At 50.4% G+C, this 25,516-nt stretch carries 19 protein-coding genes; 8 read left to right on the plus strand and 11 right to left on the minus strand.

The features are described 5' to 3' along the window. Window positions 1-41: 41 nt before the first annotated feature. Window positions 42-569 (minus strand): winged helix DNA-binding protein, encoded by a 528-nt coding sequence (locus FCL45_RS05035; protein ID WP_136797103.1) that lies wholly within the window; start codon window positions 567-569, stop codon window positions 42-44. 580 nt (window positions 570-1,149) lie between these two features. On the opposite strand from FCL45_RS05035, the gene FCL45_RS05040 reads away from it, so the two are divergent. From FCL45_RS05040 to FCL45_RS05050, 3 genes are all read left to right on the plus strand, one after another. Further along, window positions 1,150-1,704, plus strand: coding sequence for a nuclear transport factor 2 family protein (locus FCL45_RS05040; protein ID WP_136797102.1), 555 nt, complete (start codon window positions 1,150-1,152; stop codon window positions 1,702-1,704). Between the two features lie 597 nt (window positions 1,705-2,301). Continuing rightward, complete coding sequence (locus FCL45_RS05045; RefSeq protein ID WP_136797101.1) at window positions 2,302-2,775, plus strand: pyridoxamine 5'-phosphate oxidase family protein; 474 nt, start codon at window positions 2,302-2,304, stop codon at window positions 2,773-2,775. Next, window positions 2,753-4,999 carry a PEP/pyruvate-binding domain-containing protein gene (locus FCL45_RS05050; protein ID WP_136797100.1) on the plus strand — a complete coding sequence of 749 codons (2,247 nt, stop codon included), beginning with the start codon at window positions 2,753-2,755 and terminating at the stop codon, window positions 4,997-4,999. Before FCL45_RS05045 ends, FCL45_RS05050 begins: the two co-directional genes overlap by 23 nt. 102 nt (window positions 5,000-5,101) lie before the next feature. Here FCL45_RS05050 and FCL45_RS05055 read toward each other — a convergent pair whose 3' ends face one another. The 5 genes from FCL45_RS05055 to FCL45_RS05075 form a co-directional block, all read right to left on the minus strand. Continuing rightward, window positions 5,102-6,058, minus strand: a complete 957-nt coding sequence (locus FCL45_RS05055; RefSeq protein WP_136797099.1) for a YbgA family protein — start codon at window positions 6,056-6,058, stop codon at window positions 5,102-5,104. A gap of 55 nt (window positions 6,059-6,113) precedes the next feature. After that, a complete protein-coding gene (cimA, locus tag FCL45_RS05060) occupies window positions 6,114-7,706 on the minus strand; it encodes a citramalate synthase (RefSeq protein ID WP_136797098.1) in 1,593 nt (530 codons plus the stop codon). A gap of 385 nt (window positions 7,707-8,091) precedes the next feature. Further along, complete coding sequence (locus tag FCL45_RS05065; RefSeq protein WP_136797097.1) at window positions 8,092-9,972, minus strand: bifunctional acetyl-CoA hydrolase/transferase family protein/GNAT family N-acetyltransferase; 1,881 nt, start codon at window positions 9,970-9,972, stop codon at window positions 8,092-8,094. Continuing rightward, window positions 9,969-12,107, minus strand: a complete 2,139-nt coding sequence (locus FCL45_RS05070) for an acetate--CoA ligase family protein (RefSeq protein ID WP_136797096.1) — start codon at window positions 12,105-12,107, stop codon at window positions 9,969-9,971. Before FCL45_RS05070 ends, FCL45_RS05065 begins: the two co-directional genes overlap by 4 nt. 227 nt (window positions 12,108-12,334) lie before the next feature. Next, window positions 12,335-12,847, minus strand: coding sequence for a fasciclin domain-containing protein (locus FCL45_RS05075; RefSeq protein WP_217907672.1), 513 nt, complete (start codon window positions 12,845-12,847; stop codon window positions 12,335-12,337). Between the two features lie 537 nt (window positions 12,848-13,384). Between FCL45_RS05075 and FCL45_RS05080 the strand changes: the two genes are divergently transcribed. Both FCL45_RS05080 and FCL45_RS05085 read left to right on the plus strand, forming a co-directional pair. After that, a complete protein-coding gene (locus FCL45_RS05080; RefSeq protein ID WP_136797094.1) occupies window positions 13,385-13,930 on the plus strand; it encodes a hemerythrin domain-containing protein in 546 nt (181 codons plus the stop codon). Window positions 13,931-13,991: 61 nt separating this feature from the next. Beyond that, window positions 13,992-14,810, plus strand: coding sequence for a family 1 encapsulin nanocompartment shell protein (locus FCL45_RS05085; protein WP_136797093.1), 819 nt, complete (start codon window positions 13,992-13,994; stop codon window positions 14,808-14,810). Between the two features lie 58 nt (window positions 14,811-14,868). Here the strand turns inward: FCL45_RS05085 and FCL45_RS05090 are convergent, their stop codons facing one another. Both FCL45_RS05090 and FCL45_RS25220 read right to left on the minus strand, forming a co-directional pair. Continuing rightward, window positions 14,869-16,407 (minus strand): cryptochrome/photolyase family protein, encoded by a 1,539-nt coding sequence (locus FCL45_RS05090; protein WP_136797092.1) that lies wholly within the window; start codon window positions 16,405-16,407, stop codon window positions 14,869-14,871. Next, a complete protein-coding gene (locus FCL45_RS25220; RefSeq protein WP_136797091.1) occupies window positions 16,394-16,564 on the minus strand; it encodes a DUF2256 domain-containing protein in 171 nt (56 codons plus the stop codon). The genes FCL45_RS05090 and FCL45_RS25220 overlap by 14 nt, the downstream gene beginning before the upstream one ends. 65 nt (window positions 16,565-16,629) lie before the next feature. On the opposite strand from FCL45_RS25220, the gene FCL45_RS05100 reads away from it, so the two are divergent. Beyond that, window positions 16,630-17,985, plus strand: coding sequence for an FAD-binding domain-containing protein (locus FCL45_RS05100; protein ID WP_136797090.1), 1,356 nt, complete (start codon window positions 16,630-16,632; stop codon window positions 17,983-17,985). A gap of 29 nt (window positions 17,986-18,014) precedes the next feature. On the opposite strand, the gene nrfD is transcribed toward FCL45_RS05100, so the two are convergent. The 3 genes from nrfD to phsA are packed head-to-tail and all read right to left on the minus strand — an operon-like array spanning window position 18,015 to window position 21,841. After that, window positions 18,015-18,977 carry an NrfD/PsrC family molybdoenzyme membrane anchor subunit gene (gene nrfD / locus FCL45_RS05105; protein WP_136797089.1) on the minus strand — a complete coding sequence of 321 codons (963 nt, stop codon included), beginning with the start codon at window positions 18,975-18,977 and terminating at the stop codon, window positions 18,015-18,017. Then, window positions 18,974-19,549 (minus strand): 4Fe-4S dicluster domain-containing protein, encoded by a 576-nt coding sequence (locus FCL45_RS05110; protein WP_136797088.1) that lies wholly within the window; start codon window positions 19,547-19,549, stop codon window positions 18,974-18,976. The genes nrfD and FCL45_RS05110 overlap by 4 nt, the downstream gene beginning before the upstream one ends. A gap of 9 nt (window positions 19,550-19,558) precedes the next feature. After that, a complete protein-coding gene (phsA, locus tag FCL45_RS05115) occupies window positions 19,559-21,841 on the minus strand; it encodes a thiosulfate reductase PhsA (RefSeq protein WP_136797087.1) in 2,283 nt (760 codons plus the stop codon). Between the two features lie 803 nt (window positions 21,842-22,644). On the opposite strand from phsA, the gene pstS reads away from it, so the two are divergent. After that, entirely contained in the window at window positions 22,645-23,673 is a 1,029-nt protein-coding gene (pstS, locus tag FCL45_RS05120; protein ID WP_136797086.1) for a phosphate ABC transporter substrate-binding protein PstS, read from the plus strand. 862 nt (window positions 23,674-24,535) lie between these two features. Continuing rightward, on the plus strand, window positions 24,536-25,237 hold the full coding sequence (locus FCL45_RS05125; protein ID WP_136797085.1) for a FadR/GntR family transcriptional regulator: 702 nt from the start codon (window positions 24,536-24,538) through the stop codon (window positions 25,235-25,237). Window positions 25,238-25,516 lie beyond the last annotated feature (279 nt).

A 25,516-nucleotide genomic window follows, 5' to 3' on the forward strand; every position in this document is an offset into this window, starting at 1 on the left:
AACCACTGGCAGGATCGATAGGGAAAGAGGCCCTGAAAGAGTTATAATGAAGAAGCAGCCCTGGAAGCCTGATCATAAATGCCCGACATCAAACGTAGCAGCGCTGCGGCCTGACTCATCTCGTCATTTTCCTGATCCATCGCCCGGTACGTCGAGGTGAGACATTTCTCCCGAATTTTTCTATACTGCGCGCACGCGGCATCGCCTTCTTCAGTGGCAAAATAAAAAATCTCCTTCCCTCGTTTTTCCCGGCCTACCAGACCTGCCTTAACCAGTTTTTTAAGCGAGTAATTCACCGTGTGATGATCCTCGACATGGAGCACGAAGCAAATATCTATCAATCGCTTTTCGCGTTTACGGTGATTGACGTTGTGGAGCACCAGGATATCCAACGGACTGAAATCCACATATCCGGTGGCGCTCATGCAGCGCATCATCCAGCGGGCGAAGGCGTTATATGAGATGATCATGCCATATTCAAACTCACTGAGCTGCCAGCTGTCAGGGGAGGCGAGATGCTCTGAGGATACAATTGGGGTGGGTTCGTCCTGGTCTTTACTCTCTGTCATGATGTTGGCAAGGTTGAATGGTTAGGGGTATTAAAGTTAAGGAATCAGAATCAATTTATAACATGTTTCTGAAAATTTCTGAAGAGAAGATGGAGCGTAACTGGTGAGGCGAGCGGCGCGCGGCGTGGCGGCTTGGTCAGTGGTTTCTCCATGAATCGATTCATTTGTAAAAATCATGACTCGATCTGATATTAACATCCAGGAAGATTAGATCGAACCTAACCGTAGTGTCGATAAAAGGAAACCTGAGATTTACGGGAAAAGTGTCAATTAGCAGTTTTACTTAAAAGCGTAACTATTGGTAATGGACTTCTTTCGCCAGCCTTATGGTGTACCACTGTGTCTCATTGACATGGTTCAGAGCCCAGAGGTACCATGAATTCAACTACAATTAAGGTAATCTAATTTTGATAAAGCCAATCCTGTTGCATGGTAGGTTAGTGAACTCCATGGGTCTTAACAGGGAGCAGGGGTACTTTTCAACACGAGGTAGCTCTTGCTTGAAGATGCAATTTTTTTATGGTGCCTAGAAGAACACAATTACTTAAAATTCATCACCACAAGAAGTGGGAGGCAAAAAATGAAGACTTTCATCAGAACGTCCGCAGTGCTCGCTTGCATCATGCTTTTGCCTATGATGGCCAGTGCGGAAAGTAATTCGAGTCAACTCAACCGTATGCGATTGGAAAATGGACGTGCGCTCGTCGAAGTGGATTCCGTGAATTGGTCAACCGTAGTGCCCTATTACACCAATGACATTGAATACCACGATCCTATTGTAACCATCCAGGGCATCGATGAGATGACGGAATTCCTCTCGAGATTGTTTACGAGTTCCCCAAATCTAGTCACTACGGTTGAAGACGAGATTTGCATTGATGACACATACACGGCTGCCTGGACGATGACCGGTTATTTCAACGGAGTGCCCTATACTGCTAAAGGCATGTCGATCATCAAATTCCGCCCCAAAGAAAGTCAGGCGTATTATCAGAGGGACTACTATTCAGAAGGTGATATTATGATCAATATCACGGGTGGTTTTGCCGAGCCGGTTGAAGCTTTCAGGCAATACTACAGGTGCGCCGTGGATCCCGATCCCGCGTTCGTTTGCCCCTTCTACACCATAGAGTAAGCGGCTTAGGGAAAGGTAGAGAGGGAATCCACTGGGGGAGATGAGCACCCAGGTAGAAAATATCTGGGTACGAGTTTCGCCAGCCCAACGGTCAACTGTAACACGTCGTTCGAAAAATGCGGGTGGTTGAAGAGTCTCCGCCCCACAAGCATCGAATCACCTGTTGTTATAGTAACTCCCAAATCGAAGCCGCCTTTGCCAACATCATCCCTCTAAGCAAAATTGCAATTTGGTTACCAGGCGTAGGATAACTTTATCTGTACATCTCTTAACGATAAAGTTGCCTGCACCGATTAGACCTTACAACTGCGAGCCGGTTTTCGAAGACGGGGCCCTGAACAATTACCATCTTTTAGTTCCAATGATCTGGCTGCCATCCATGCATTTATCTTTTCAGGTTTAGTCATAGTTGATTCCTCCAGTGGCATAACAAGAACATGAGGTAGGTGGGGGGAGCAGCGATCACCGGTGGAGCTGTCATTGCACGACTTATGACCAACCGCCACCAAAGATGCCTGACAAATATCTGTCCCTTCTGTGGAGTTCTTTGTACAATTGAAATGATCAGGGCTGACATCTTTTCAAGGGGGAGAGCGGATGCAATCAGGAGAAGCGGATGTACGTGAGAGAATAGTTCAGGTTCTGGAGAGTCAGCAGCTGGGAGTGCTGGCCACCGAGCGCAACGGGCAGCCTTATACAAGCCTCATGGCCTTTGCCCATACTCCGGACCTGACCAGGATAGTGGTGGCGACAGGACGTGCGACCAGAAAACACACCAATCTGCTTGAGCAGTCCCGGGTCTCTTTACTTATCGATACCCGGTCGAATACTGAAAAGGATTTTCATGCAGCGGCTGCGGTAACGGTAATTGGTGAGGTGGTAAAATTGTCTGAGGAGGAGCAGCAGACCTATCAAAGCCTCTATCTCCGTCACCACCCATATCTGGAACGGTTTGTAGAAGCTCCAAGTACCACGATGTTGTTGATAAAAGTTCGTCATTATCTGATAGTCAATCGATTTCAGAATGTTATGGAGCTGCACTTAAGTGATGAAACAGATATTTTTGCTTGATACCAAAGATCAGTTATTCGCAAAAGATGTGGGCGGCAAAGCTCTGGCGCTGGCAAAGCTGCTTAATGCCGGAGAGCTGTTGCCGAAAACTGCCTGTCTTACCACGGCAGCATATAAGGAGTTTCTGGAGATTAATCGTTTAAGCGAAAAAATACAGATGGAGCTGAACACCAAGGAGTTCAGTGACATGCGCTGGGAGGAGATCTGGGACATTTCGTTGCGTATCCGTCAATTTTTCCTGGCCACCAGTTTGCCGCGTACACTGGCTTCAACTATACACGATTTTGTTCGAACAGAGTTTGGTGAGGTTCCACTGGCCGTGCGCTCTTCGGCCACGGAGGAAGATGGCAGCACAGCATCATTTGCAGGCCTTCATGAATCGTATCTGAATATACGCTCCCAGGACCAATTAGAGCGGGCTATACGAAAAGTGTGGGCCTCTCTCTGGTCTGATAAGGCTTTACTCTACCGCCAGGAGTTGCAGCTGGCTGTGGGCTCCAGCGCCATGGCCATTGTCATTCAGGAGTTATTGCCAAGTTCATGTGCGGGCGTGGGCTTTACCCATGATCCGATGGATAGCAACCGTATGGTAATCGAGGCGGTCCATGGTCTGAACCAGGGACTGGTCGATGGTGAGGTACCGCCGGACAGGTTCCAGGTCAACCGGGAGGATTATAGCCTCGTTGCCCATATTCCCCCTGAGAAGAGGGAAAAATATGTCATAGCTGACCAGAGCGAGAGGGAAGGAGTTGAAATTGCGGTGTTGCCGCCGGAGTTGGCTGAGCAAAAGCCACTGGACATTGAGGAATTAGAGACCCTGGTTCAGGCCATGGATCGGCTTGAAAAAACGTTCGATACCCCTTTGGACATAGAGTGGTGCCGGGTAGAAGGCCAATTGTATATTCTCCAGGCAAGGCCCATTACGGCGATTTCTGACGACAGAACCGATCGAAGGGCGTGGTATCTGAGCCTTCACAGGAGTTTTCAGAATCTCCAGGGGCTATGGCAGGTAATTGAAAAACAGATGTTGCCTCAAATGGAAGATGATTGGAGAGAAATGGCTGTTGTCAACCTGACTGGCAGCTCTGATAATGAACTTGCCGGGATAATCAGGCACAGGTTTGAGCGGGTATCCTATTGGAGTAAACGCTATTGGGATGACTGCATTCCCTTTGCTCACGGAATTCGCCTTTTTGGGGAAATATTCAACGAGGTAATGGCGCCGGCAGACCCATATCTGTTTGTCTCCCTGCTGAGTGGCGAGGAGATGCTCAGTACCAAAAGAAATGCCATGCTGAAAAAGCTGGCAAGTATGGTTCGTGCCCATCCGCAGATTCAGAGCCAGTTCAATACTGGAGGATTTGCAGGGATAGAAGACGAACGCTTTTGCCGCGAACTTGAAAAGGTGGAAAGCATCTTCGGTAATTTTTTTATTCAGCAAAACATCGGCAGCAGAGACTCGCGGGACAATCTGGTGAAAGTTATTTTGCAATATGCCACGCTTGAAAACGATAAAATTGATGATCGCGCATCAACCCGGAGGAACCTTGAGAATCAATTTCTCTCAAAAATCGGGGAGACGACCTTGAACATTGATGGTGAGCAACTGCTCTCGCTGGGCAGGGCAAGTTACCGGATGCGCGATGACGACAATATCTATATGGGCAAGATTGAGCAGCAACTTTCCCTGGCAGTAGCAGAAGGCCGCAGTCGCCTTGCCACCAGGGGAATGGCAGAGATCCTGGCAACTCCGGAAGAAATTGCCGCCCTCCTTGCCGGTGAACAGGTGGAGTTGATCAGGCCGGCTGGGAAAAAGCCTGAAAAAGCAGAAGAAAGCAGCAAAATTAGATTGGCAAAAGAGACGGGGCCTTTGATCCGGGCCAGGCAACTGCAAGGCCAGCCTGCGTCACGCGGCTTTTGCCGTGGTAGGGCCAGAGTCATAGAGCGACCGGAGCAGATGCCGGAATTCAAGGTTGGCGAGGTGCTGGTCGTGGACAGCATTGATCCCAATATGACGTTTCTGGCACCGCTGGCCCTGGGGATCGTGGAGCGACGGGGAGGGATGCTTATCCACGGAGCCATCATCGCAAGGGAGTATGGAATCCCGTGCGTTACCGGTGTGTCAGCTGTTCTGCGTTATATACGTACAGGTGATATGGTCACTGTTGACGGCTATCTGGGGCTGGTGATTGTCGACAGGGACACAGATAGCCCGGAAAAATAATCAGATTCCCCCCTGGCTCCTTCTCTTAGCCACGTGAAGCGGAACTTCAGGGGTAAAAAGAAAAAACAGGTCGTGTGTCGTAGCGGTAATGACGCGGATTTTTCAGGCGTGATTACGGAGTTTCAGCTCAATGGGGTGTGGGTTCAGGTAGTATTGCTCGGCCAGATACTCCTGATTGTATTTGCGGACATAGTGGTTTATCAGGGTTATCGGCACAATGAGGGGTACCAGGCCAGCCCTGTACTGGTCGATGATTTCCAGCACTTCCTGCTTTTCATCCGCGCTCAGATTCTTTTTGAAATAGCCAAGCAGATGCATCAGTACATTACTGTGGTTTTTCAGGGTGCAGCGCAGTTTGAGTGCGCTCATCAACAGTTGCTCGTATCTCTGGTAGAGTTCATCGGCGGGAATCTGCTTAGCCTTGGCCACCAGCGGCCCCATTTCCCTGTAAATCTTCTCGCCATGGGCCATGATAAGTAACTTGTGTCTGGTGTGGAATTCCACCAGGCCGCCGACAGTTTTCTTTTCGGCGAGCAGCTTTCGCCATCTTCGATGAACGAAGATTCTCTCGATGAAATTTTCACGCAGGATGAGGTCGTGCAACCGCCCATCCTCTTCCACCGGCAGGTTGGGGAAATGCTCCATGAAGGCGCGGGCAAAGATGCCCACTCCTTTCTTTTCGGCCATACCCTTGCCACTGGCAGGGTAGACTTTGACCCTCTCCATGCCGCTGCTCGGTGAGCGGTTCTTGAAGATAAAGCCATCCAGATCTTCAGCTTCGAGTTTTTCCAGCTCCTGGGGGATCCAGTCCAGCATCTGGTCTGTCATGTCAACATTGGAGCGGGAGGTGACCAGGCGGGGACTTTCAGCCTCACCGACCAGCCGCATCGCCTCCCTTGGGATAGACATACCGCATTCCACTTCCGGACAGACAGGAACAAAGTCCACATAGTTGCCAAGAGTTCCGGTTATATAGCGATCATGTTGGTGGCCGCCATCAAAGCGTACCAGATTACCCAACAGGCATGAACTTACTCCCAGGCGAATCTTGTCTTCCATAATGGTCTCCATCACCCCAGTGAAGTGAGAGAAGACAACCCGGAGGGCAGGAAAACTACTTGCGGTTATCCTCTTTCATCAGCTTATAGTTGATACTGTCAACCAGAGCCTGCCAGCTTGCTTCTATTATATTAACAGAGACACCGACAGTTGACCAACTGCAATGCCCATCGGTACTTTCCACCAGAACGCGAACCTTGGCTTCGGTGCCATGCTCGCCGGTGAGAACACGGACCTTGTAGTCGGCGAGTTGCATCTCCTCCAGGCAGGGATAAAAGCGCACCAGCGCCTTGCGGATTGCATTATCAAGCGCGTTAACCGGGCCATCGCCCATGGCGGCGGTGTGGACCTCGTCACCTCCCACGAAAAGGCGGATGGTCGCCTCGGTGAGCGGCGGTTTATCCATGCGGTACTTGTGGTTCATAACCCTGAAGGTTTCGAACTTGAAGTAGTTGCGTTGCAGGCCCATGGCCCTGCGCATCAGAATTTCGAAACTCGCTTCAGCGCCCTCAAAGGAAAATCCTTTGTTTTCAAGGTCTTTCAGCTCGCTGATGATGGCGTTCAGAACGGGATCGTTGGGCGCAATTTTCAGCCCCCAGAGATTGGCCTTATGCAGGATGTTGGAGCGGCCGGCCTGATCAGAGATCAGGATACGGCGGATATTGCCGACTTTATCAGGGGCAATATGTTCATAGGTTGTCGGATTGCGTTTGACCGCGCTGACATGGATACCGCCCTTATGAGCAAAGGCCGACTCACCTACGTATGGCTGGTACCGGTTGTGGGGGAGATTGGCCAACTCGTTCACTAGCCTTGAGGTTGAGTAGAGCTGGTCGATATTACGCTGCACCCCGCAATCGAGGCCCATTTTGAAAATTATGGCCGGGATGATCGAGGTGAGGTTGGCGTTACCGCAGCGCTCGCCAAAACCGTTGATGGTGCCCTGTACATGGTCAGCCCCGCAATCAAGGGCGAGAAGGGCGTTGGCCACGGCTGATTCCGAATCGTTATGGGAGTGGATGCCGATTTTTACCCTGTGGCCATGATCTTCAATATGTTTTTTGACATGCTGAACGATCGGACCGACCTCCTGGGGAAGGGTGCCGCCATTGGTGTCGCAGAGTACCAATGTTTCAGCGCCTCCTTCAGCCGCCTTGACCAGGGTGGCGAGTGCATACTCTTCATTATTTTTATAGCCGTCGAAAAAGTGCTCGGCATCGTAGATAAGGTGTTCAACCTGGGGGTGCAGGTAGGCCAGGGTGTCCTTAATGATCTGCAGATTATCCGCCAGTTCGATCTTTAGCGCCTCGGTGACGTGGATGTCCCAGCTTTTACCGAAAATGGTGATCGCCTGCGGCTTGGCATCGAGGAGAGCCTGCAGGTTTGGATCATCTTCAGGGGCATTCTTGAAGTGGCGGGTTGAGCCGAACGCAGCCAGTTTGGCGTAGTTCAGCTTGATCTTACGCATTTGGGCGAAATACTCGGCGGAAACCGGGTTGGAACCGGGCCAGCCGCCTTCAATGAAATCGATACCGAGTTTATCGAGCGCCTGGGTAATTCGAATCTTGTCCTCAACCGAAAGATTGAAGTTTTCCGCCTGGGTGCCGTCACGAAGGGTGGTATCGTAAATTTCTATTGATCTCCCCATCTGCAAAGTTCCTCGTTTGATGATTGGTGGGTATTCCGAAGGAGTTCGGTAGGATTATAACTGATTTTCTACTGGAACCGCTCATGATATAGAAAAAAAGCGAAAATGCAAGCCATTAACCTCTCCTCATCAGCAATCCTGCTACGCTCTTGCGGAAAAAGTCCGGAAAGCCGGGCAAATTGGCACGGGCATAGAGGTGTGCATCTGATTCGCTTTGTCCGGGGGGATTGCAGCGAGTCATGGAGAGCCAACGGTGTCTGAATGTATACTCTTCAGGATATAGCCCGGAACCATTATAGTGGTTTGCTCATCGTGCCATTACCTTGAGCGGTTTGCAGTGCCAGCATCACTGAAAAAACATCCAAATGCTCATTATAAATTCGGGTTAGAAATCTATGACAAAGTCATACATGCCCTGATTGAAACTGCTGGTAACCTTGTGGCCGGAATGGTTGAATATGATCTGCATTCGCTGATTTTCACGCAGCACTTTGGCTGTAAAGCCTATTATGCCATTGGCGATAGCCAGCTCGGCCAGATACTCGTAGAGCATGGTGCCGACACCCTTGTTTTGCCATGTGTCGCGGACCACAAGGGTGATCTCGGCCCTGCTGCCTTTCTCGGGCAGCAGATATTTGCCAACGCCTATGAGGTGCTCGCCATACGCCTCGGGAATGGATGCGACCACGGTGGTTTCGTGACGATGGTTGACGTAGACAAACTGGTGGATCTGCTGCAGGGAGAAGTTGGCCTGCCTGCTCATGAAGCGGTGATAGACTGTCTGTTCTGAGAGGTTGTAGAGCAGATCGCGCATACCGGATTCATCCGTAGGCTCAACAGGGCGCAGGTCGATCTGGCTGCCGTCCGGGAGCAGTCTGGTAGTCCGCAGATTCTTGTCGGGTGGGATGAAAAAGGCGTGGCCAATCTCCGAGAATTCCGGGCGCAGAAAGTGGGCTTCGATGGCCTGCTGAAACAGCTTTTCCCTGAAATCAGGATGGGCTATGGAGATCAGTGCCATAACCCGTTCCTGGATTGACTTGCCATGGAGGTAAGCGACACCATATTCGGTAACCACATAGTGGACATCGCCCCTCGTCACCACCACGCCAGATCCTTCACTCAAATGGGGCACGATGTTGGATCTGGTTACCTGGGGGTCGGTGGAGGGCAGGGTGATGATAGATTTACCATCGCGGCAGCGGGAGGCGCCACGGTTAAAGTCGATCAATCCACCGATGCCGGAGTAGAGTTGACCCTGCTGGGAGTCGGCGGCGATCTGGCCGGTAAGATCTATTTCCCGGGCAGGATTGATGGCGATCATCTTTTTCTGCTGACTGATGATCCTGCTATCATTGACATACTCCGTCGGCCTGAAACTGAAGGTTTCGTTGTTGTCGATGGCATCGTAGAGTTTACGGGTGCCGAGACAGAAACTGGTGACGATTCGGCCCCTGTCGCTGCTCTTGCGGCTACCTGTCACTGCGCCTGATTTCACCAGCTCGAGGATCGTATCGGTGATCATTTCGCTGTGGACACCGAGATCCTTCTTGTGGTGGAGAAACTCAATGGTGGCGTGGGGGACGCGGCCGTAATCATCCAGTCGGCCAAAGCCGAACTCAATGGTGGCACCGTCAGGTATCAGTTCAGCCACCCTTCGGCCAATTTCCCGGCTGATCGGGTGCACCGGCTCTACTTCCCGTTCGAGTATCGGCACATCCACCGGGACCAGAATATCCAGATCATCGACATCGACCTGGGAGTCGCCAAGGCTGCATGGCATCCGTGGATTGACCTGGGCTATGACCAGCGAGGCATTTTCTATAGCGCTTTTGACTATATCGACGGAGATGCCGAGGCTTACCATCCCTTGCTGGTTCGGCGGGCTAACCTGGATAAGCGCCACATCGATCGGCAACCTTCCCGAATTGAACAACTGCGGAATATCGGAGAGCAGCATCGGTGTGTAATCGCCCATGCCTTCCTGGATCAGGCTTCGGACATTCTGGCCGATGAAAAATGAGTTGATACGAAACGTGTCACTAAACTCGTCACGTGCATACGGGGCATCGCCTTTGGTGAAGAGCTGGATAATTTCCACATCGGCCAGATCGTCAGCCCGTGCCACCAGAGCGTCCACCAGCACAGTCGGTTCAGCGCAGCCGGTACCGATAAAGACCCGTTGTCCGGAGCGAACATTACGAAGCGCTTTTTTGGGGCTCTTTACCATGGCCCGAAAGCTATCCTGCCAGTTATGATCGAAGTTCATACGTACCTCTGCCTAAACTCGGTTATCCGTGAGCGCTTTGATATGGGAGCCAGCTGAATTCGGGCATCGGCCACCACGGGGTCTGTCCCGAACTGGCCGACAAAGAAAGGATTGATCTCCAGTTCAACAATTTCAGGGAAGTCGGTGGTGAGTTGGCTGATTCGTTGCAGGGCGGTGGCGATAATATCGATATCGACCCCTTTTTTGCCGCGTTTTTTCTCGAGCACGGCAAACGATTTGGTAGACGTCAGCATCTGCAAGGCTTCATCGTGGGTGATCGGTGCCAGGTGAAAAGTGACATCTTTCATCACTTCGATGAATACGCCGCCAAGACCAAAGGTCAGCATGGGGCCGAACTGCGGGTCACGGTTCATACCCAGGATAACTTCAATGCCGTGGTCGGCCATATGCTCCAGATAGATACCCTTGATGCGCGCCCGGGGGGCATTTTGCGAGATGCGGAGCATCATCAGGTCGTAGCTGTCCCGCACCTGCTGCAGGGTGGTGATATTCAATCGTACCCCGCCAATGCTCGCTTTATGCAGAATGTCCGGTGAAACGATTTTCATGGCCAGGGGAAAGCGGATACGATCGGCATTCTCCAGTGCCTCTTCAACGGTACTGACCAGAGCCCCCTTGGGGATAGCGAAGCCGTATGCTTCGAGTATTTTTTTGGTTTTCACTTCGCTGAGGGTGAAGATGGCGTTGGCCCGACTTCGCTTGATGATATGGGCGACCCTGCGTCGGTTGACCCTGAATCTGGTGACTACCCGCGCTGGTCTGGCCCGCCAGGTTGCATATTCATACATTGCCTTCAGGGCAGCCACTGCCCGCTCAGGGGATGGGAAGTTGGGGAGTTTCGCTTTGGCCAGCTCGCTACGGCCAACCACCACACCTTCTCCGCCCATGAAGGTGATCAGAATCGGTTTCGAACCGTCGCTGACCCTGGCAATGGTCTTGGCAGTTTCCTCGGCGTCGGTCATGGCCTGCGGGGTGAGCACGACAATCACTGCGTCTACCTGGCCGTCAGTCAGGGCGGTTTCAAGCGCGGCAGCATACCTCTCGGGTGGCGCGTCACCTAATACGTCGATGGGATTGTTGACGCTGGCGGCCACAGGCAGCCTTCCTCTAAGGGAGGCGGCACTGTTGCTTGCCAGCTCGGCCACTCTCATTCCGGCATGTTCAACGGCATCTGCGGCCATGGTACCGGGGCCACCGGCGTTGCTGATGATGAGCACCCTGTTGCCACGGGGCAGCGGCTGCATGGAAAAAGCTGCGGCGAAATCGAAAAGAGCCTCAAAGGTATCGGCCCGCACGATGCCAGAGCGTTTGAAGGCGGCGGCGTAGGCGGTGTCTTCCCCGGTCATCACCCCGGTATGGCTGGCGGCGGCTTTTCGGCCAACTTCACTGGTACCTGACTTCAGAATGATGATCGGCTTCTTCTCAGCGGCCTGGGTGGCTATTTTTATAAAGCTGTCACCTGAGACGATATTTTCCAGATAGCCCACTACCACATCTGTCTCCGGGTCATTGCCGAAGTAATCCAGCATGTCATCTTCTGTGAGATCTGCTTTGTTGCCGATGCTGACAAGCTTTGAGACGCCAAGCAGCCTGTCTGCAGCTACATCGAGAATAGAGGAGCAGAGGGCGCCGGACTGGGAGAATATGCCTATCCTGCCGCTTATCGGCATGGTACCGGCAAAACTTGCGTTCAGTTTATGACTGGTGTTGAGCAGCCCCAGACAGTTGGGGCCGAGCAACCGTGCCCCGCTGCGCTTACAAAGTAAGGCCAGTTCCTCTTCCCGGATGGCGCCATCCCTGCCGGTTTCCTTGAACCCTGCGGTAATGACCACAATGGATCGTGCCCCTTTTTTCAAAGAGCGTTCGGCGGCCCCGATGAGATGTTCTAAGGGCACGGCAATTATGGCCATATCTATGCTGCCGGGGATCTCCTTGACATTGGTGTAGACCGGCAAATCAAACAGATTGTCGCCGCCGGCCGGGTTCACCGGGAAGATCTCTCCGGCGAATTCGCCGGCAATCAGGTTGGCGAGAATATCATGGCCGACCTTGCCAGGGGTTCTGGAGGCGCCGAGCAGGGCTATTTTTTGTGGAAAAAAGAAATGTGTAAGCATAGTTGCAGTAGGTGAATATGCAGAGATGACAGTCTTAGGATAACCAGTGATTTAAACCCTTTGCCATAATGCATTTAAAACAGGAACTGCATGCCATGTCCAGAAATATAAACTGCTTAAGAGGTTGGTGACTGGCCAGGTGTAAAGTGCTGAAGGGTGTGGAAAGATTACCTTGGGTAACCTTTCCACAATTTAAAATGAAGTAAACCTGTTCAAATTAATTACCATTACTCGGGAATCAGCACGCTGTCGATGATGTGGATGACCCCGTTGGAAGCAGGAATGTCAGTCTTGGTAACCATGGCATTGTCCACGTAGACCATATCCCCTTCTACTTTAATAGAAAACTCCTTGCCGTTAACAGTCTTGGCCGAACTCATCTGGACTACATCCGCTGCCATCGCTTTGCCTGGAACCACATGGTACGTCAATATTGCCGTAAGTTTTTCTTTGTTTTCTGGTTTTAAAAGGTCCTCAACAGTCCCTGCCGGGAGTTTGGCAAATGCCTCATCGGTGGGAGCCATCAGGGTAAACGGTCCGTCACCTTTGAGTACCGGGGTCAATCCCGCTGCTTCAACCGCTGCCAGCAGGGTTGTAAACTGCCCGGTGTGATCAGCGAGTGCCACGATGTCCATGGAATCTTTCATGGAGTCATCTTTCTTGTCTCCATGATGTGCTGCAAACGAAGATACCGCAGAGAGGAGTGCAAAAATAAGAGTCGAGATGATGATTTTTTTCATATGATTCTCCATAAATTATCTGATGTTAGGAGTATGGTATGCAGAATAGGCAAATACCTAAAAGAGCCTCAGCATACCGCCCATTAGAAGCGCAGCATGAGTTACATCACTCCTGTAGAGACGTTTCATTTGGTTATCTCAAGTGTAGGTTCTTAGGAATGCCTGTCAAGAAAAGTCATCCGAATAGTGAAAGAACTGGAGTTGCGTTCCAATATATCCTGAAGTTCCTCCGGAACTCATAACAGGTTGAAAAATGGATGCTTATATTCCAGAAATTTTTCTTATTGATCTTCAAAATCATTGCTGAATTAATTTTCTTGAAATAGCAATTTCAGGGCGTTACCTGGAAGATTTTAATTATCGGAAAAAAACCTTTGCACTTGCAATGTTTCGAAGCCAATAGCAATGCTTGTAAAATTTGAGTTTGACCAAAGAAGAAGATAAGCTTTTGATAAGAGATTTTTAAGATGACCTGAAACCTGAGACATAACGGGCCAGAATTATGTAGTTACCTGAAATTCATGTGTAGGAGGCAGTATGAACATCGTTGAAGCGTTGACTGACCATCACGATACACTGCGTTCGCTGTATGGGCAGGCGGAGAATGATCCTGCACTATTTGAGACGTTCGTCCATCACCTGATTGTGCACCACACCATGGAGGAGAAGTATTTTTATGATCTCCTCAAGCAGTTTGAAGAGGCGGAACACGACTCTCTCGAGGCGGTCAATGAGCATCACATAATTGAACTGATAATCAAGGATGCCCAGGGGTTTCCACGAGATCATTCCGGATTCCCTGTGAAGATAGAAGGATTGGGCGAGTATACGGTGCACCATCTGGAAGAGGAGGAGCTGGAAATCTTCCCCCTTGCAAGCAGGCTCTTTTCCCTGGAAGAAATGACCACCCTCGGTGCCCTGTTTGAAGAGGCCAAAGAGCAATTGCTGGGAGTCTCCCTGCCGGAGATCCCCAAAGCACTGGCCGGTAAATTTGCAGAGCCTCAAGTGGCCGGCGTCAGAACGGCGGGCGGTGGTTCATTGATGACAGCCACCGCAAGAGGCTTGGGCATCGGCAAGCTCTGATCGAACAATGGATGAGGATACCGCGTTATACGAGCCATAACTCATAACCGAGGATCACAAGATGGATTTTCTAAGACGAGAACTGGCCCCGATTCCCATGGAGGCGTGGGCGGAGATTGATGAACAGGCAACCAGAAGCCTTACCGCGATGCTCTCGGGCAGAAGGGTGCTCGATGTTACCGGTCCAATGGGTACCGATTTTCCAGGAGTGCCGGAAGGGCGGCTCGATTATCCCAAAAAGCAAGCCAAGGGTGGACTGAAGTATGGTATTCGCAAGGTTCACCATATCGTTGAGGTGCGTGTGCCTTTCGAGCTGGAAATCGCTGAACTGGATAACGTGGTTCGCGGTGCGAGGGATGTTGATCTGTCGGCACTGGAAGATGCGGCGAAAGAGGTAGCACTCTTTGAGGAAAAGGTCATATACCATGGTTTGCCCGAAGCAAATATAACCGGGCTCTACCTTTGCCAGGGTGAGGAATGCTTAACTATTGGTTCTAAGCCAGAGCAACTGCTGGAAGGAATTGCTGGTGGAGTGACGGAATTCAGCGGTCGCTCAATCGAAGGACCGTACAGCTTTATCGTGGGGCCGAAGTTGTGGAGCAGGATGTCCTCTCATATTCAGGGCTATCCTGTAAAGATGCAGGCGGAGGCCGTGCTGGGCGGGCAGGTGCTGCTCAGTTCCTATTTAAGCGGTGAGCATGAGAATCAGGCTTTTATGATGAGCCAGAGAGGCGGAGATTTCGAACTCATTCTGGGCCAGGATCTGGCGATCGGTTATGAAAGCCATACAGCGGGTAAAGTACGGCTTTATTTTACCGAGTCCTTTACCTTCAGGGTCTTTGAGCCATCAGCGGTGTTGAACTTTACTGCCAGAAAATAGATTCTAAAGTGCGTAGGCGGTCAGTCAGGGAATCTTGGTAAGGGCAGGGTCCTGTTTCTTACAGTTTGTCGATCCCTTCAAGGTACTGCTCTGCCTGCCTGAGAATTGCCTTCTGTTCATCCTCGGTTTTTCTGTCCCAGGTTCTGTAAACCATGCCTATCCTGGGATTGTTCTCCAGTAATTCGCGGTGACGGTGGTGAAAATGCCAGTAAAGACTGTTGAACGGGCAGGCTTTAGTACCATGGCGTTCCTGGTGCCGGTACCGGCAGTTTGTGCAGTAAGAACTCATCTTATTGATATAATTAGCGGATGAACAGTACGGTTTGGTGCCGACGATGCCACCATCAGCGAATTGGCTCATACCTCGGGTGTTGGTGATTTCAACCCACTGGATGGCATCGATGTAAATGCCAAGATACCAGGCATCTATTTCCTCTGGTGCGATGCCTGCAAGTAATGCAAAGTTACCTGTTATCATCAGGCGCTGGATATGATGCGCATATGCGTACTGGAGTGATTGGGATATGGCATGATGCAGGCAGTTCATGTCGGTCTTGCCTGTCCAGTACCAGGAGGGGAGCTGGCGGTCGGCCTCAAAATAATTGAGGTCGGTAAATTCCGGCATATGAGCCCAGTAGACACCCCGCATATATTCACGCCATCCGATGACTTGCCGCACAAAACCTTCAATTTGGGCAATGACTATTTCATCCTGCCGTTTACTCCACTCCTTAATTGCCCGTTCAACCACCTCCAGTGGGGAGAGAAGTTTGCTGTTCATGGCTGCCGAGATTCGCGAGTGGTATAACGACCAGTATTCCTCGCTCATGGCGTCCTGGTAATCGCCAAAGTGGGGGAGAAGTTCAGCGGTGAAATACTCGAGTAATTCAAGACATTCATCACGTGTCACGGGCCAGATGAAGTTTTTCTGGTCAACCTCGCCGATCGTTTTTATGCCGGCTTTATCGAGTAGCTTCACCAGATCGGATACATCTCTTGAAAAGAGAAGGGGGGCTGGTATTTGGAGGTCAGCAGGGAGTTTTTTGCGGTTAGCGACATCGTAATTCCACTTTCCCGTGAGAGGTTTGCCCGTGTTTTCCGGATCCATCAGGATGTCAAAACGTTTTCGTATATCACGGTAATAGGATTCCATGAGGTAATTCTTCTCACCAAAAAACGCGGCCAGCTCGTCACGTTGGGTCAGGAAATGCTCGGTATCAAACATTTCTGCAGGAATGTTGAGCGATTTCGTTATTTTGCTGAGTTGCAGTTCAAGCCGGTACTCATCCGGCATGAGATACTCGAATTTTTCGATTTTATGCGTGCTGATGAGGAGGGAGATGTTTTCTGTCAGATCCTGTTTGTTCTTGTTGTCATTGAGCTTCAGGTAAATCACTTGGTGACCTCGCCCACGAAGTGTTTCGGCAAAGCTGCGCATGGCGGCAAAAAAGAAAATGATCTTCTGAATGTGGTGAGTGACATAGTCGGTTTCCTGACGCATTTCGAAAAGACAATAGAGAATCTCATCATCGGTTGTATTAAGCCATGAGTGGTTGATGTTAAGCTGGTCACCGAGAATGAGCCTAAGTGTTTTCATCGCCATTTTTCCTCTTGAATCCGGAACGTCTGCAGCGTTCACTGCAATAAACGATCTCCGGCCAGTTGCGCCGCCACTTCTTTCGCCAGGAGAAGGGGCGATTACAGACCGGGCAGATTTTTGTCTCTAACGGTTTTCTGGCCATCGTAACTATCATATACTTTCAGTAGCAAGGTTGAAAACGATACTGCTGGGATACCCAAGTTCAATACGAGGATAATTATGCTACGACTGCTCATTATCTGGCATTTGAAATATTTTGATTTTCATATCCCCCGACTGCATCTGATTAAGCATTATAACATGCCGGTGGCGCCACGGGGATTGATCACGGCTGAATCAAAGTGTTCGGCAGCTGAACATGGTAAAAGTTTTCTGGGGATACCAAGAGTGTCGGCTCATCGCCTGAATTTTTACGACGCGTGCGTTGAGGAGTTGGGCAAACAATATGCTGCGGCAAATCTGCCATTGGAGATAACGGAAAAGAAGGCTGCGGAAATTTTTATTGAACTGGCGGAGCGTTATGATGAGGTCGAAGTCTGGGTGCCGGATCAACCCGGGACTGAAGAGGTTGATTTCCTGCTGGAACTGAAGAACGTCCTACCTGCAAAGGTGGTATTTCACCAGTTACCCTCAAATACGCTTTTGCAAGCGGATGAATTGCCAATGGAGGTCGGGAAAATCCCGCGGACCTTCAGCGGCTTTCGAAAGAGGGTGGAGAAAAAGGGGTATCATCAATATGGCTTTAGCAGGATGCAGGAGGTGTCGGATTTCCTGCCAACCAGGTTTTCTCCTGCAAGACAGCGGGTGAAACAATATATCTTCGAGGACCAGCACATAATAAACTATAAATACACCAGAAATGGTCTGGGGCCAGGAGATTATTCAAGTCGCTTTGGGAAATGGCTTGCTGCGGGGACCGTCAGCGCGGCGGAGATCGGGGCGGCTATTCTGAAGTATGAGAAAGAACGGAAAAAAAACATCTCAACCTACTGGCTACTGTTCGAATTGCTCTGGCGGGACTATTTTCATTTTCTCCACAAAAAGATTGGCGCGCAGCTTTTTACTCCGCAAGGGATGAAACAGCGGAGGAGCCCGGGGTTAGTCGATTCTATAGCGTGGCGTTTTACCGGCAGTAATGTGGCGATGCAAATCCCTGCGGCTCACCGAAAAGAGGCAGAGGAGCTGTGGGGCGCTTTTCGTTCCTGGGCCCTGGCCTCAAACGGCATGGAGTTCATCGATGCCATGATGCTCGAATTGTATGCGACAGGTGAACTGAGTAACCGTGGGCGTCAGTGTGCGGCAAGTTATCTTATCCACGATCTTCATGTCCCCTGGTGGTGGGGGGCGCAGTGGTTTGAGTATTTACTGACCGACTATGATGTTTCGTCGAACTGGGGAAACTGGGCGTATATTGCTGGTGTGGGAGCAGATTCCCGGCCGGTTCACCGATTCAACATCACCAATCAGGCCCGGAAATATGATGCGGACCACTTCTACCGTGATTGGGTGAAGGAGCAGAAGTGGTCCGTTCCCGAGGATGCCCTGCCCGAAGAGTTCCCTGGGGAATTCGTCTGAGCGAACTACTTTTCGAACAGGGATGGGGGTCAGCTTATATAACTTTGTCCGGCGTAGAGGATAAAGTGTCTCAATGCCAGGACCCCGACCAGGCTTGAACATGCAGCAATTATGACAATGCCTCTGGAGTGCTTGAGCGCTTTGGGTAGAGTCATGGTGAGAAGCGGGATGCCGAAGCCGATCGCCACCACGCAGATCCAGAAGGTCCTCGCCCAAAAACCGTTACGCAGCGCGCCAACGGCCTCGGCAGCTGCCCCACCGGCGAAATAGAGTGCCATAAAAAGCATGAACAGAAACATCACTTCAAGGAAGATAACCACTCCTTCAAAGCTATGTGTTTGTTGCATTTCTCGTTCATCAGCTTTCCCCTTGAACATGGCTATTGCCAATAAATTGTTGGCAGCGGCTCCGGCCGACAGTGCTGAAACCAGAAAGAGCGCCGGCAGTATTGCGGTGTTGAGCATTGGGTAGGCGTTCATTGCCGAGAGCAGAAAGCCGGTGTATGCCGCGACAATGATGGCCATGAGAAAAAGAAATACTTCAAAGGGCCCCCGTATCGTTTCGACGATGACGGCTATTTTTCCCAGCAGTGGATAGCGCGGTACAGGGCTGTCCTGCAGTACCAGGATGGCGTAGAGAAATGCCACCGGTGTATAGATCAGCAGGGCAATCACACCGAGGGACATTACGGACGACAGGTTGTATTTGACAAGTATAACCCAGAAATTGAGCGGCTTGGTCAGATCCAGCACCAGACAGGCGAGGCCAACAGTGATCGTTAGCGGGGCGATAAAGGCAGCAGCTTTCAGCACCGGTGGTTCGCTTATGGTGCCATCCGGTCGCAAATTGCCACTGGTACCGTTGTACCATTTGAGACCAATTCCGATAAGCAGGCAACCGGCTGAAAGGCCTGCAAGAAACAGATAGACGGCGATAACCCAGTTCCAGACAACAGGGTCGTACTGGGCAACACTTCCCCAAACGCTATTCATAATGAAATCCTCCCCTTTTTCGTCGGTACGACATAAAGCTTCGGCCTGGTGCCGAGGTGGGTCTTGTTACGGTGGGTAGCGATGGTGTCGAGTACTTTAGCCACCTCGCTTTCGGGGTTGTTGGCGTCACCAAACATCAACGCTCCGGTGGGGCAGATTGACACGCAGGCGGGCTGTTTGCCTTCTTTCAAACGTGTTTCCTTGCAGAAATTACACTTGTCGGCACCTTTGTGGACCGGATTGATGAAACGAACCTTATATGGGCAGGCTGCGAGACAATACATACAGCCGACGCAGAGTTTCTGTTTGATGCTCACTATGCCGTCTTCTTTGCCGATATAGGAAGCTCCGGTGGGACATACCGTCACACATGGTGGGTTTTCGCACTGTTGACAGGATATCCTCGGATATTTGAAATGCAGGTTTGGGGTGGCACCGAAGGGGCCTTCGATATGAACCTGGAGACGGGAAACTGTCTCAGGCACCTGATTGACACTCCGGCAGGCAACGCTGCAGGCCTGACAGCCGATGCATCTGTTTTCATCGTGAAGCATTACATAACGCGTTTTCATTCAACTCTCCTATATTTTTTCTATCTTCACACCGCTGGTGTGGAGATTCATACCGCATACCGGTGCTGTGATGTGGGGGAGCAGATTACCGCAGTGGATACCACGGTCATAAGCCCGTTTCAGTTCTTTGTTTTTGGAGCCGAATCCCATATAGGCGAAAACCGTGTCCGGTCTGATGCCCGGGGTGACAAGGGCAGATCCCTCCTCGCTGCCGAGATCGTTGTAGATACGAATTTTATCACCAGTAACGATCCCCATTTTCTTTGCGACTACCGGGTGAATCCAGAGGCCGTTGTCAGACATCATGTTCGAGAGCATTGGTACGTTATGTGTGGCACCATTGGTGTGGATAGCGGTTTTCCCTTGAATAAAATAGAGTTCATCATCTTTCTTCAAGGTCACCGGGCGATAGCGGATGATGCCCCGGCCGGGTGCCATCTCTTCAACTTTGGGTGAACTGAGCTCTATTTTGCCTGTGGGGGTATTGAATTTGAGTGACGAGCTGTAGGTGCCATCGTAGTCTGGGGTGCGGGCATTCGGGAAAGCTTTGACAAAGTTCGAAACTTCACTCTTTTCTCTGGTGATTAAAGGTGCTTTGCCAAATTCAATCCAGCCATCTTGTTTAAGTTTATTGAGCGTTGCTGCATCTCCCTTGAACTGGGCAAGTTGAAAATCGTCGATGTCATTCCAGCTTTTATAGTATTCTCCCAATCCCATGGCGAGACCGAGTTCACGCCAGATCTGCCAGCCGGGTTTGGTGTCCCCGATGGTTTTAACTACTGGCTGCCTGATTGAGAACCGAGGAAATTTACCGGATCGGTCGAAGATGTCCTCAGCACGCTCAAGGTAGGTGGACTCGGGTAATATGATATCGGCAAATGCCGCAGTTTCACTTATGTACACATCACAGGCAACAACAAGGTCAAGAGCCTTGAGGGCCTCCTCCACCCTGGCACGATCGGTCATCGTCTGCATCGGGTTGGAGCGGGTAATAACCCAGGCTTTGAGCTGATACGGGTCGGCAGAAAGCGCGGCGTCCAGGATTGACTGGTAGACCCCGCCTGACGACCAGAGCAGATAATATTGGGTGTCTGCCTGATCGATGCGCTGGGCTTCAACCTTCGGCACTTTGTCAAAGGGGCCTGCCGGCACCGGCGCGACTTCTTCCCCGGCAAAGGTATTGTATTTAGCAGGATTACTCGAGAAGTAGAGGCCGCCTTTACGTTCAATGTTGCCAAGCAGCACATTCAGGGCATACAGGGTGCGGCGCAGATCGAACTCTTCGGTGGTAAAGGTGGTGCGGTGGCCATAATCAATCAGGGCATGGGGGGCGTGGGAGGCAATTTCGCGGGCTATACGCACTATATCGGCCGCTTTGACATCTGAGAGTTCTTCCGCCCATTCGGGTGTATAATTGGCAACAGCCTCGGAAAATTCCTCAAAGCCATGGACATAGCGATCGACAAACTCTTTGTCGTAAAGGTCTTCCTCTATCAGCACCTGGCACATGGCCAGGGCCACACAGATATCGGAACCGGGTCGTATTGGGTGCCACTCGTCTGCTTTGTCGGCCAGAATTGAGAAGCGTGGCTCGAAAACAATCAGTTTTGCCCCTTTTGCCCGCTGATTTTCCATCATGCCGATTGTCTCAGGCATGTTGATGCCTTCGTAGACGTTGTGGCCAAAATTTATGATATAGCGGGAGTTGCCTATATCCCGGCTCAGACTTCCGGCAAACATAGCCCTGCCCGCTACCTGATAAGCGCCTGGACAGGTGGTTGCGTGGGTAAAGGTATTCGGGGAACCGTACGCTTGTGCCAGATGGAAAAGATGACTCTGGCCAGATCCGGACTTTGTTGAAAATGCAACAGATTCAGGACCATGCTGCAACTTTATGGCAAGGAGTTTTTCAGCAATGTATGAATATGCTTCTTTCCAACTGATCTCCTCCCATTTTCCTTCTCCCCGTTCTCCAACCCGCCTGATTGGCTTAACCAGTCGATCAGGATCATAGAGCAGACTGTGACCGGCACCTCCCCGCGCGCAGACGCTGCCACCAAAAGATTCGGCTAAAGGATTGCCGCCCAGGTAGACATTTTTACCGTTGATGATTTCCGCCGTGATGGGACAGCGGGTAGAACACATTTCACACATACTATTTATGTGTTGGGCTACCAGCTCCGGCGTTTCAGCATAGAGGCTCGCGAGGGTGCCGGGCACGGCCCCGGACAGAGCACAATAGGCTCCGCCAATGGTAGCACTTTTGAGAAAAGTGCGTCTGGTGATTTCCATTGATTAGCTCCTTGAATCTTTCTTGGTTAAAACAGTTGGTTGAAGCTGCAGCCTGGTGGAGGGTGGGTGATGTTGCAGTTCTTCGGAATTGCTCAGCTTGTTTCGTACTTATTTGATGCTACTGCTTTTAAAATCAAGATGTCAAATAGATGGAGCGATTTAACAGTGGCTAATGGGGGCGAAATTGTCGTTTGGTTCAACCTCGATGCCTACGAGAGAATTTTTTTCCAGCTGACTGTTTAACTTTTAAATCGCATGGCCAGAATAATTCTAAACAGATGAGGACAGGCTTTTTCACCAGTATGATGCACTTTCTCATGTCGGCAGGGTGTAGTTGCTATAAGTTTCGTCTTTGGCAGACAGGTTTTGTGCCGACGCAAATAGTGGTCATGTACCTGGCATGCCGGAGAGTGTACGGAGGTGTAGAGGGGAAGCAGGGGCAGGTCCGGTGATGGCTGAGTCTGGTGCGATGACCTGCATGGTGAAAAGGGAAAATCGCAGCCGGTTTTGTAAGGGAAGAGTTAAAAGCGTATTAGGATATTGTTGGTAGTTCTTCAGCCCCTTAAGATAATGGTTTGTATTAATAGCATGTTGGGCGAAAAGGGCTGTTTTGGTCCAGCCACCGGTATATTTACAATTATATCCTTTATGGTAGGTTGCCGTTCAAGCAGATTGCTCATAATAACATCTTTAAATAACAGACTTTTGCGGTTGCATCTATGGCGCTCGTTGTACCAACCGTATGTAGGTTGTGTCTGTGCAATTATAGTGTTTCATTACCACATATCTTTGGGGGGGAATAAATGAAAGTTCGTGCACTGCTGCGTCTTACTGTGCTGGGTCTGGCTGTGCTGGTTTCCGGTACAGGGCCTGCGTATGCTGATTTGAATATTAATGGATCAGGCGCAAGTTTTCCGTATCAGACATATTCATTGTGGTTCATGCTGTTTAACAGGGACCACAAGGGAGTCAATGTAGACTACGTTGCCAAGGGTTCGGGAAATGGTATTAAAGATTTTCTTGCTCATAAAGTTGATTTTGCTGCCAGTGATGCGGCCATGAAGGACAAGGAAATCGCCCAAATCAAGGAAGGTGTACAGCTGTTGCCGATGACCGCGGGCCAGGTGGTGGTTGTATATAATATTCCGGGAGTGAAACAGCTGAAACTGTCCCGCGAGGTGTACTCAAAAATTTTTCTGGGCGAAATTACTAACTGGAACGATCCACTCATAGCTGCAGCCAATCCCGGGCTGGAATTACCCGATCTGGAGGTCACGGCAATTACCCGTGCAGACAGCTCCGGTACAACCTTTGTTTTTACCAACCACCTCTGTGCTATTTCACCGGCGTTTGCCGCGAATGTGGGGAGTGGCAAAAGAGTACAGTGGCCCGAAGACTTAAATATGAAAAAGTCTCCAATCAACGCGGGAGTGGGTGCCACCCTAAACCGTACTCCTGGTTCCATCGGTTATCTTGATTATGGTTTTGCCAAAATCGCCAATCTGGATATGGCGATTCTTGAGAACAGGGCAGGCAAGTATGTAATGCCAAGTCTGGCCAGCGGTCAGGCTGCGCTTGCCAATGTTGAACTACCCGAGAACATGATCGCCTGGTTGCCTGACCCGGAAGGCGATACTTCATATCCGATCACCACCTATACCTGGATGATGTTTTATAAGAAATATGATGATCCAGCCAAAGCAGAGGTGTTGCGGAAGATGATCGAGTTCGGCATAAATGAGGGGCAGAAGATCGCCCCCAAGGTGGGGTATATCCCTTTGCCGGAGAAGGTGGTGGAGCGGGCGCGGGCGGTGATTGCCAATATTGAGTAATGTGAATTAAGAGTACCGGCGATGCCTGATTGATGCGATCGATTGTCGTTCATCAGTGTTGATTGTGATGAACAGACCATCCCGGTCGCCACCGGCACCAAACACAGCAATACGGTTTCTTGTGTACCATCTCTGACAGAATGCTTTCTGTCCTGATTAGCTGAATACTGCCATGGCGCTACGAGCAGCCTGAGAACGCGCCTGGTAATAGCCAACCCAATCCCACTCCTTGCAGAGCACTCGAATTTCCCGTCTCCTGTCGGGAAATACGAGTGAGCATTTTCTCGAGTTCCTGTGATTCGCCTACCGGAAATCCAAATTTAGAATTCTCGTTCAAAGAATCTCCATGTCCAAAGTGTGACAGGGTAAGTAGCGGTGATGAATGCATAAAAAATAGGTTTCGCGTGAGCTGGTTTGTGTGAGGGATGTGCTACTAGCGGTATGGTGAAAAACCACGCAGGGTCGGGAATGTGTGGGTTTGGTAATACCAATATGGTGGTTAACTGCTCGTGACCTTTTCTTTTGGACGTCTTGTCAGTTGCAATCGGTTGTTCTATCGGTAATAATGCCTCTATCAAAAGGTGTTTTAGATGTGGTTGATTGGTACTTTTATGACCCTAAATGGTCGTACCAATACGGGATTTGGTGGTTCAAGACCCCAGAAATTCACACCTGTACGGTGGTTGCTCGGCTTTCATCCGGTTTTTTTCTGACGTGTAATTATCAGAAAAGGTACGGGGAAGTGACACAAATAACTGAATTCTAACAGGCAATGTCCGAAGAATGCGGCAGGAAATCAACAAGGCTGCATTCGGCTATAAATGATGTTGTTTGAAAATATATTCTAACAGAAGAAGGTATCATGAAGCTTAAACCCATCAAACCCAAGAGAATATCAGATCAGGTATTCGAGCAGATTCGAGAGCTTATCTATAAAGGTGAGTTTAAACCGGGCCAGCAGATTCTGCCTGAGCGTGAGCTGGCTGTTTCCATGGCAGTCAGTCGAACTTCAGTGCGCAATGCAATCAATAAGCTCGTCACCATGGGGTTGCTTGAGCATCGTCAGGGGCAGGGAACTTTCGTCAGTTCCCCGGACAGCCGCAAAGGCAACCCCCTTGCCGCGGTAATGGCCACTGAAGATGCAACGCTGGATGACCTGCTCGAAGTTCGCCTCGGTCTGGAGGCCAACGCAGCGGTTCTCGCAGCCCAGAGGGCAAGCGATAATGATGTCCTCGCTATGGAGAGGGCTCTGGAGGAAATGACTGAATCCCTTGATTCCAAAGACCGGATCAGTACCGAATCCGATGCCGCATTTCATATGGCCGTGGCCTTTGCCAGCAAGAATCCGGTACTCATCCACCTGATGAGAAATTTCTATGATTTCCTGTTTATCGGCATCAAGAAGAATCTCGCTCATATGTATCAGGATGTCGATACCTTGCATGATGTGCTTGAACATCACAAGGAAGTCATTTCTGCTATCCGGGCTCATGAACCGGAAAAAGCCGGGGAAGCCATGCGTGAACACATGCAATACGTGAAAAAATATTTTCGCTCCCGCTGAAAACCTCTCCTTCCATGTTGCAGCCTGAGATTTGTCTGACAACTCAGGCTGCAGCTTAAGAAAATTTCCCTCAAGCCTGCAAAGCTTAATATAATTAGGCCAAATCCAATTATGTCCTGAATTGTGAGGGTGTTTTGCCTCGAAAAAATTACTTTCCTTATGTAAACCGCGTTTCTGTACTTGCGAAACCGGTTTGAAGTGTATTAGATATGTGCCGGGAAAAGCACTAATCCGTGTGCGCAGAGGCGCACTGGCTCGTCGGAATTTCTTGTTAGTTTT

The organism is Desulfosediminicola ganghwensis, from assembly GCF_005116675.2.
GTDB lineage: Bacteria > Desulfobacterota > Desulfobulbia > Desulfobulbales > Desulfocapsaceae > Desulfopila > Desulfopila ganghwensis.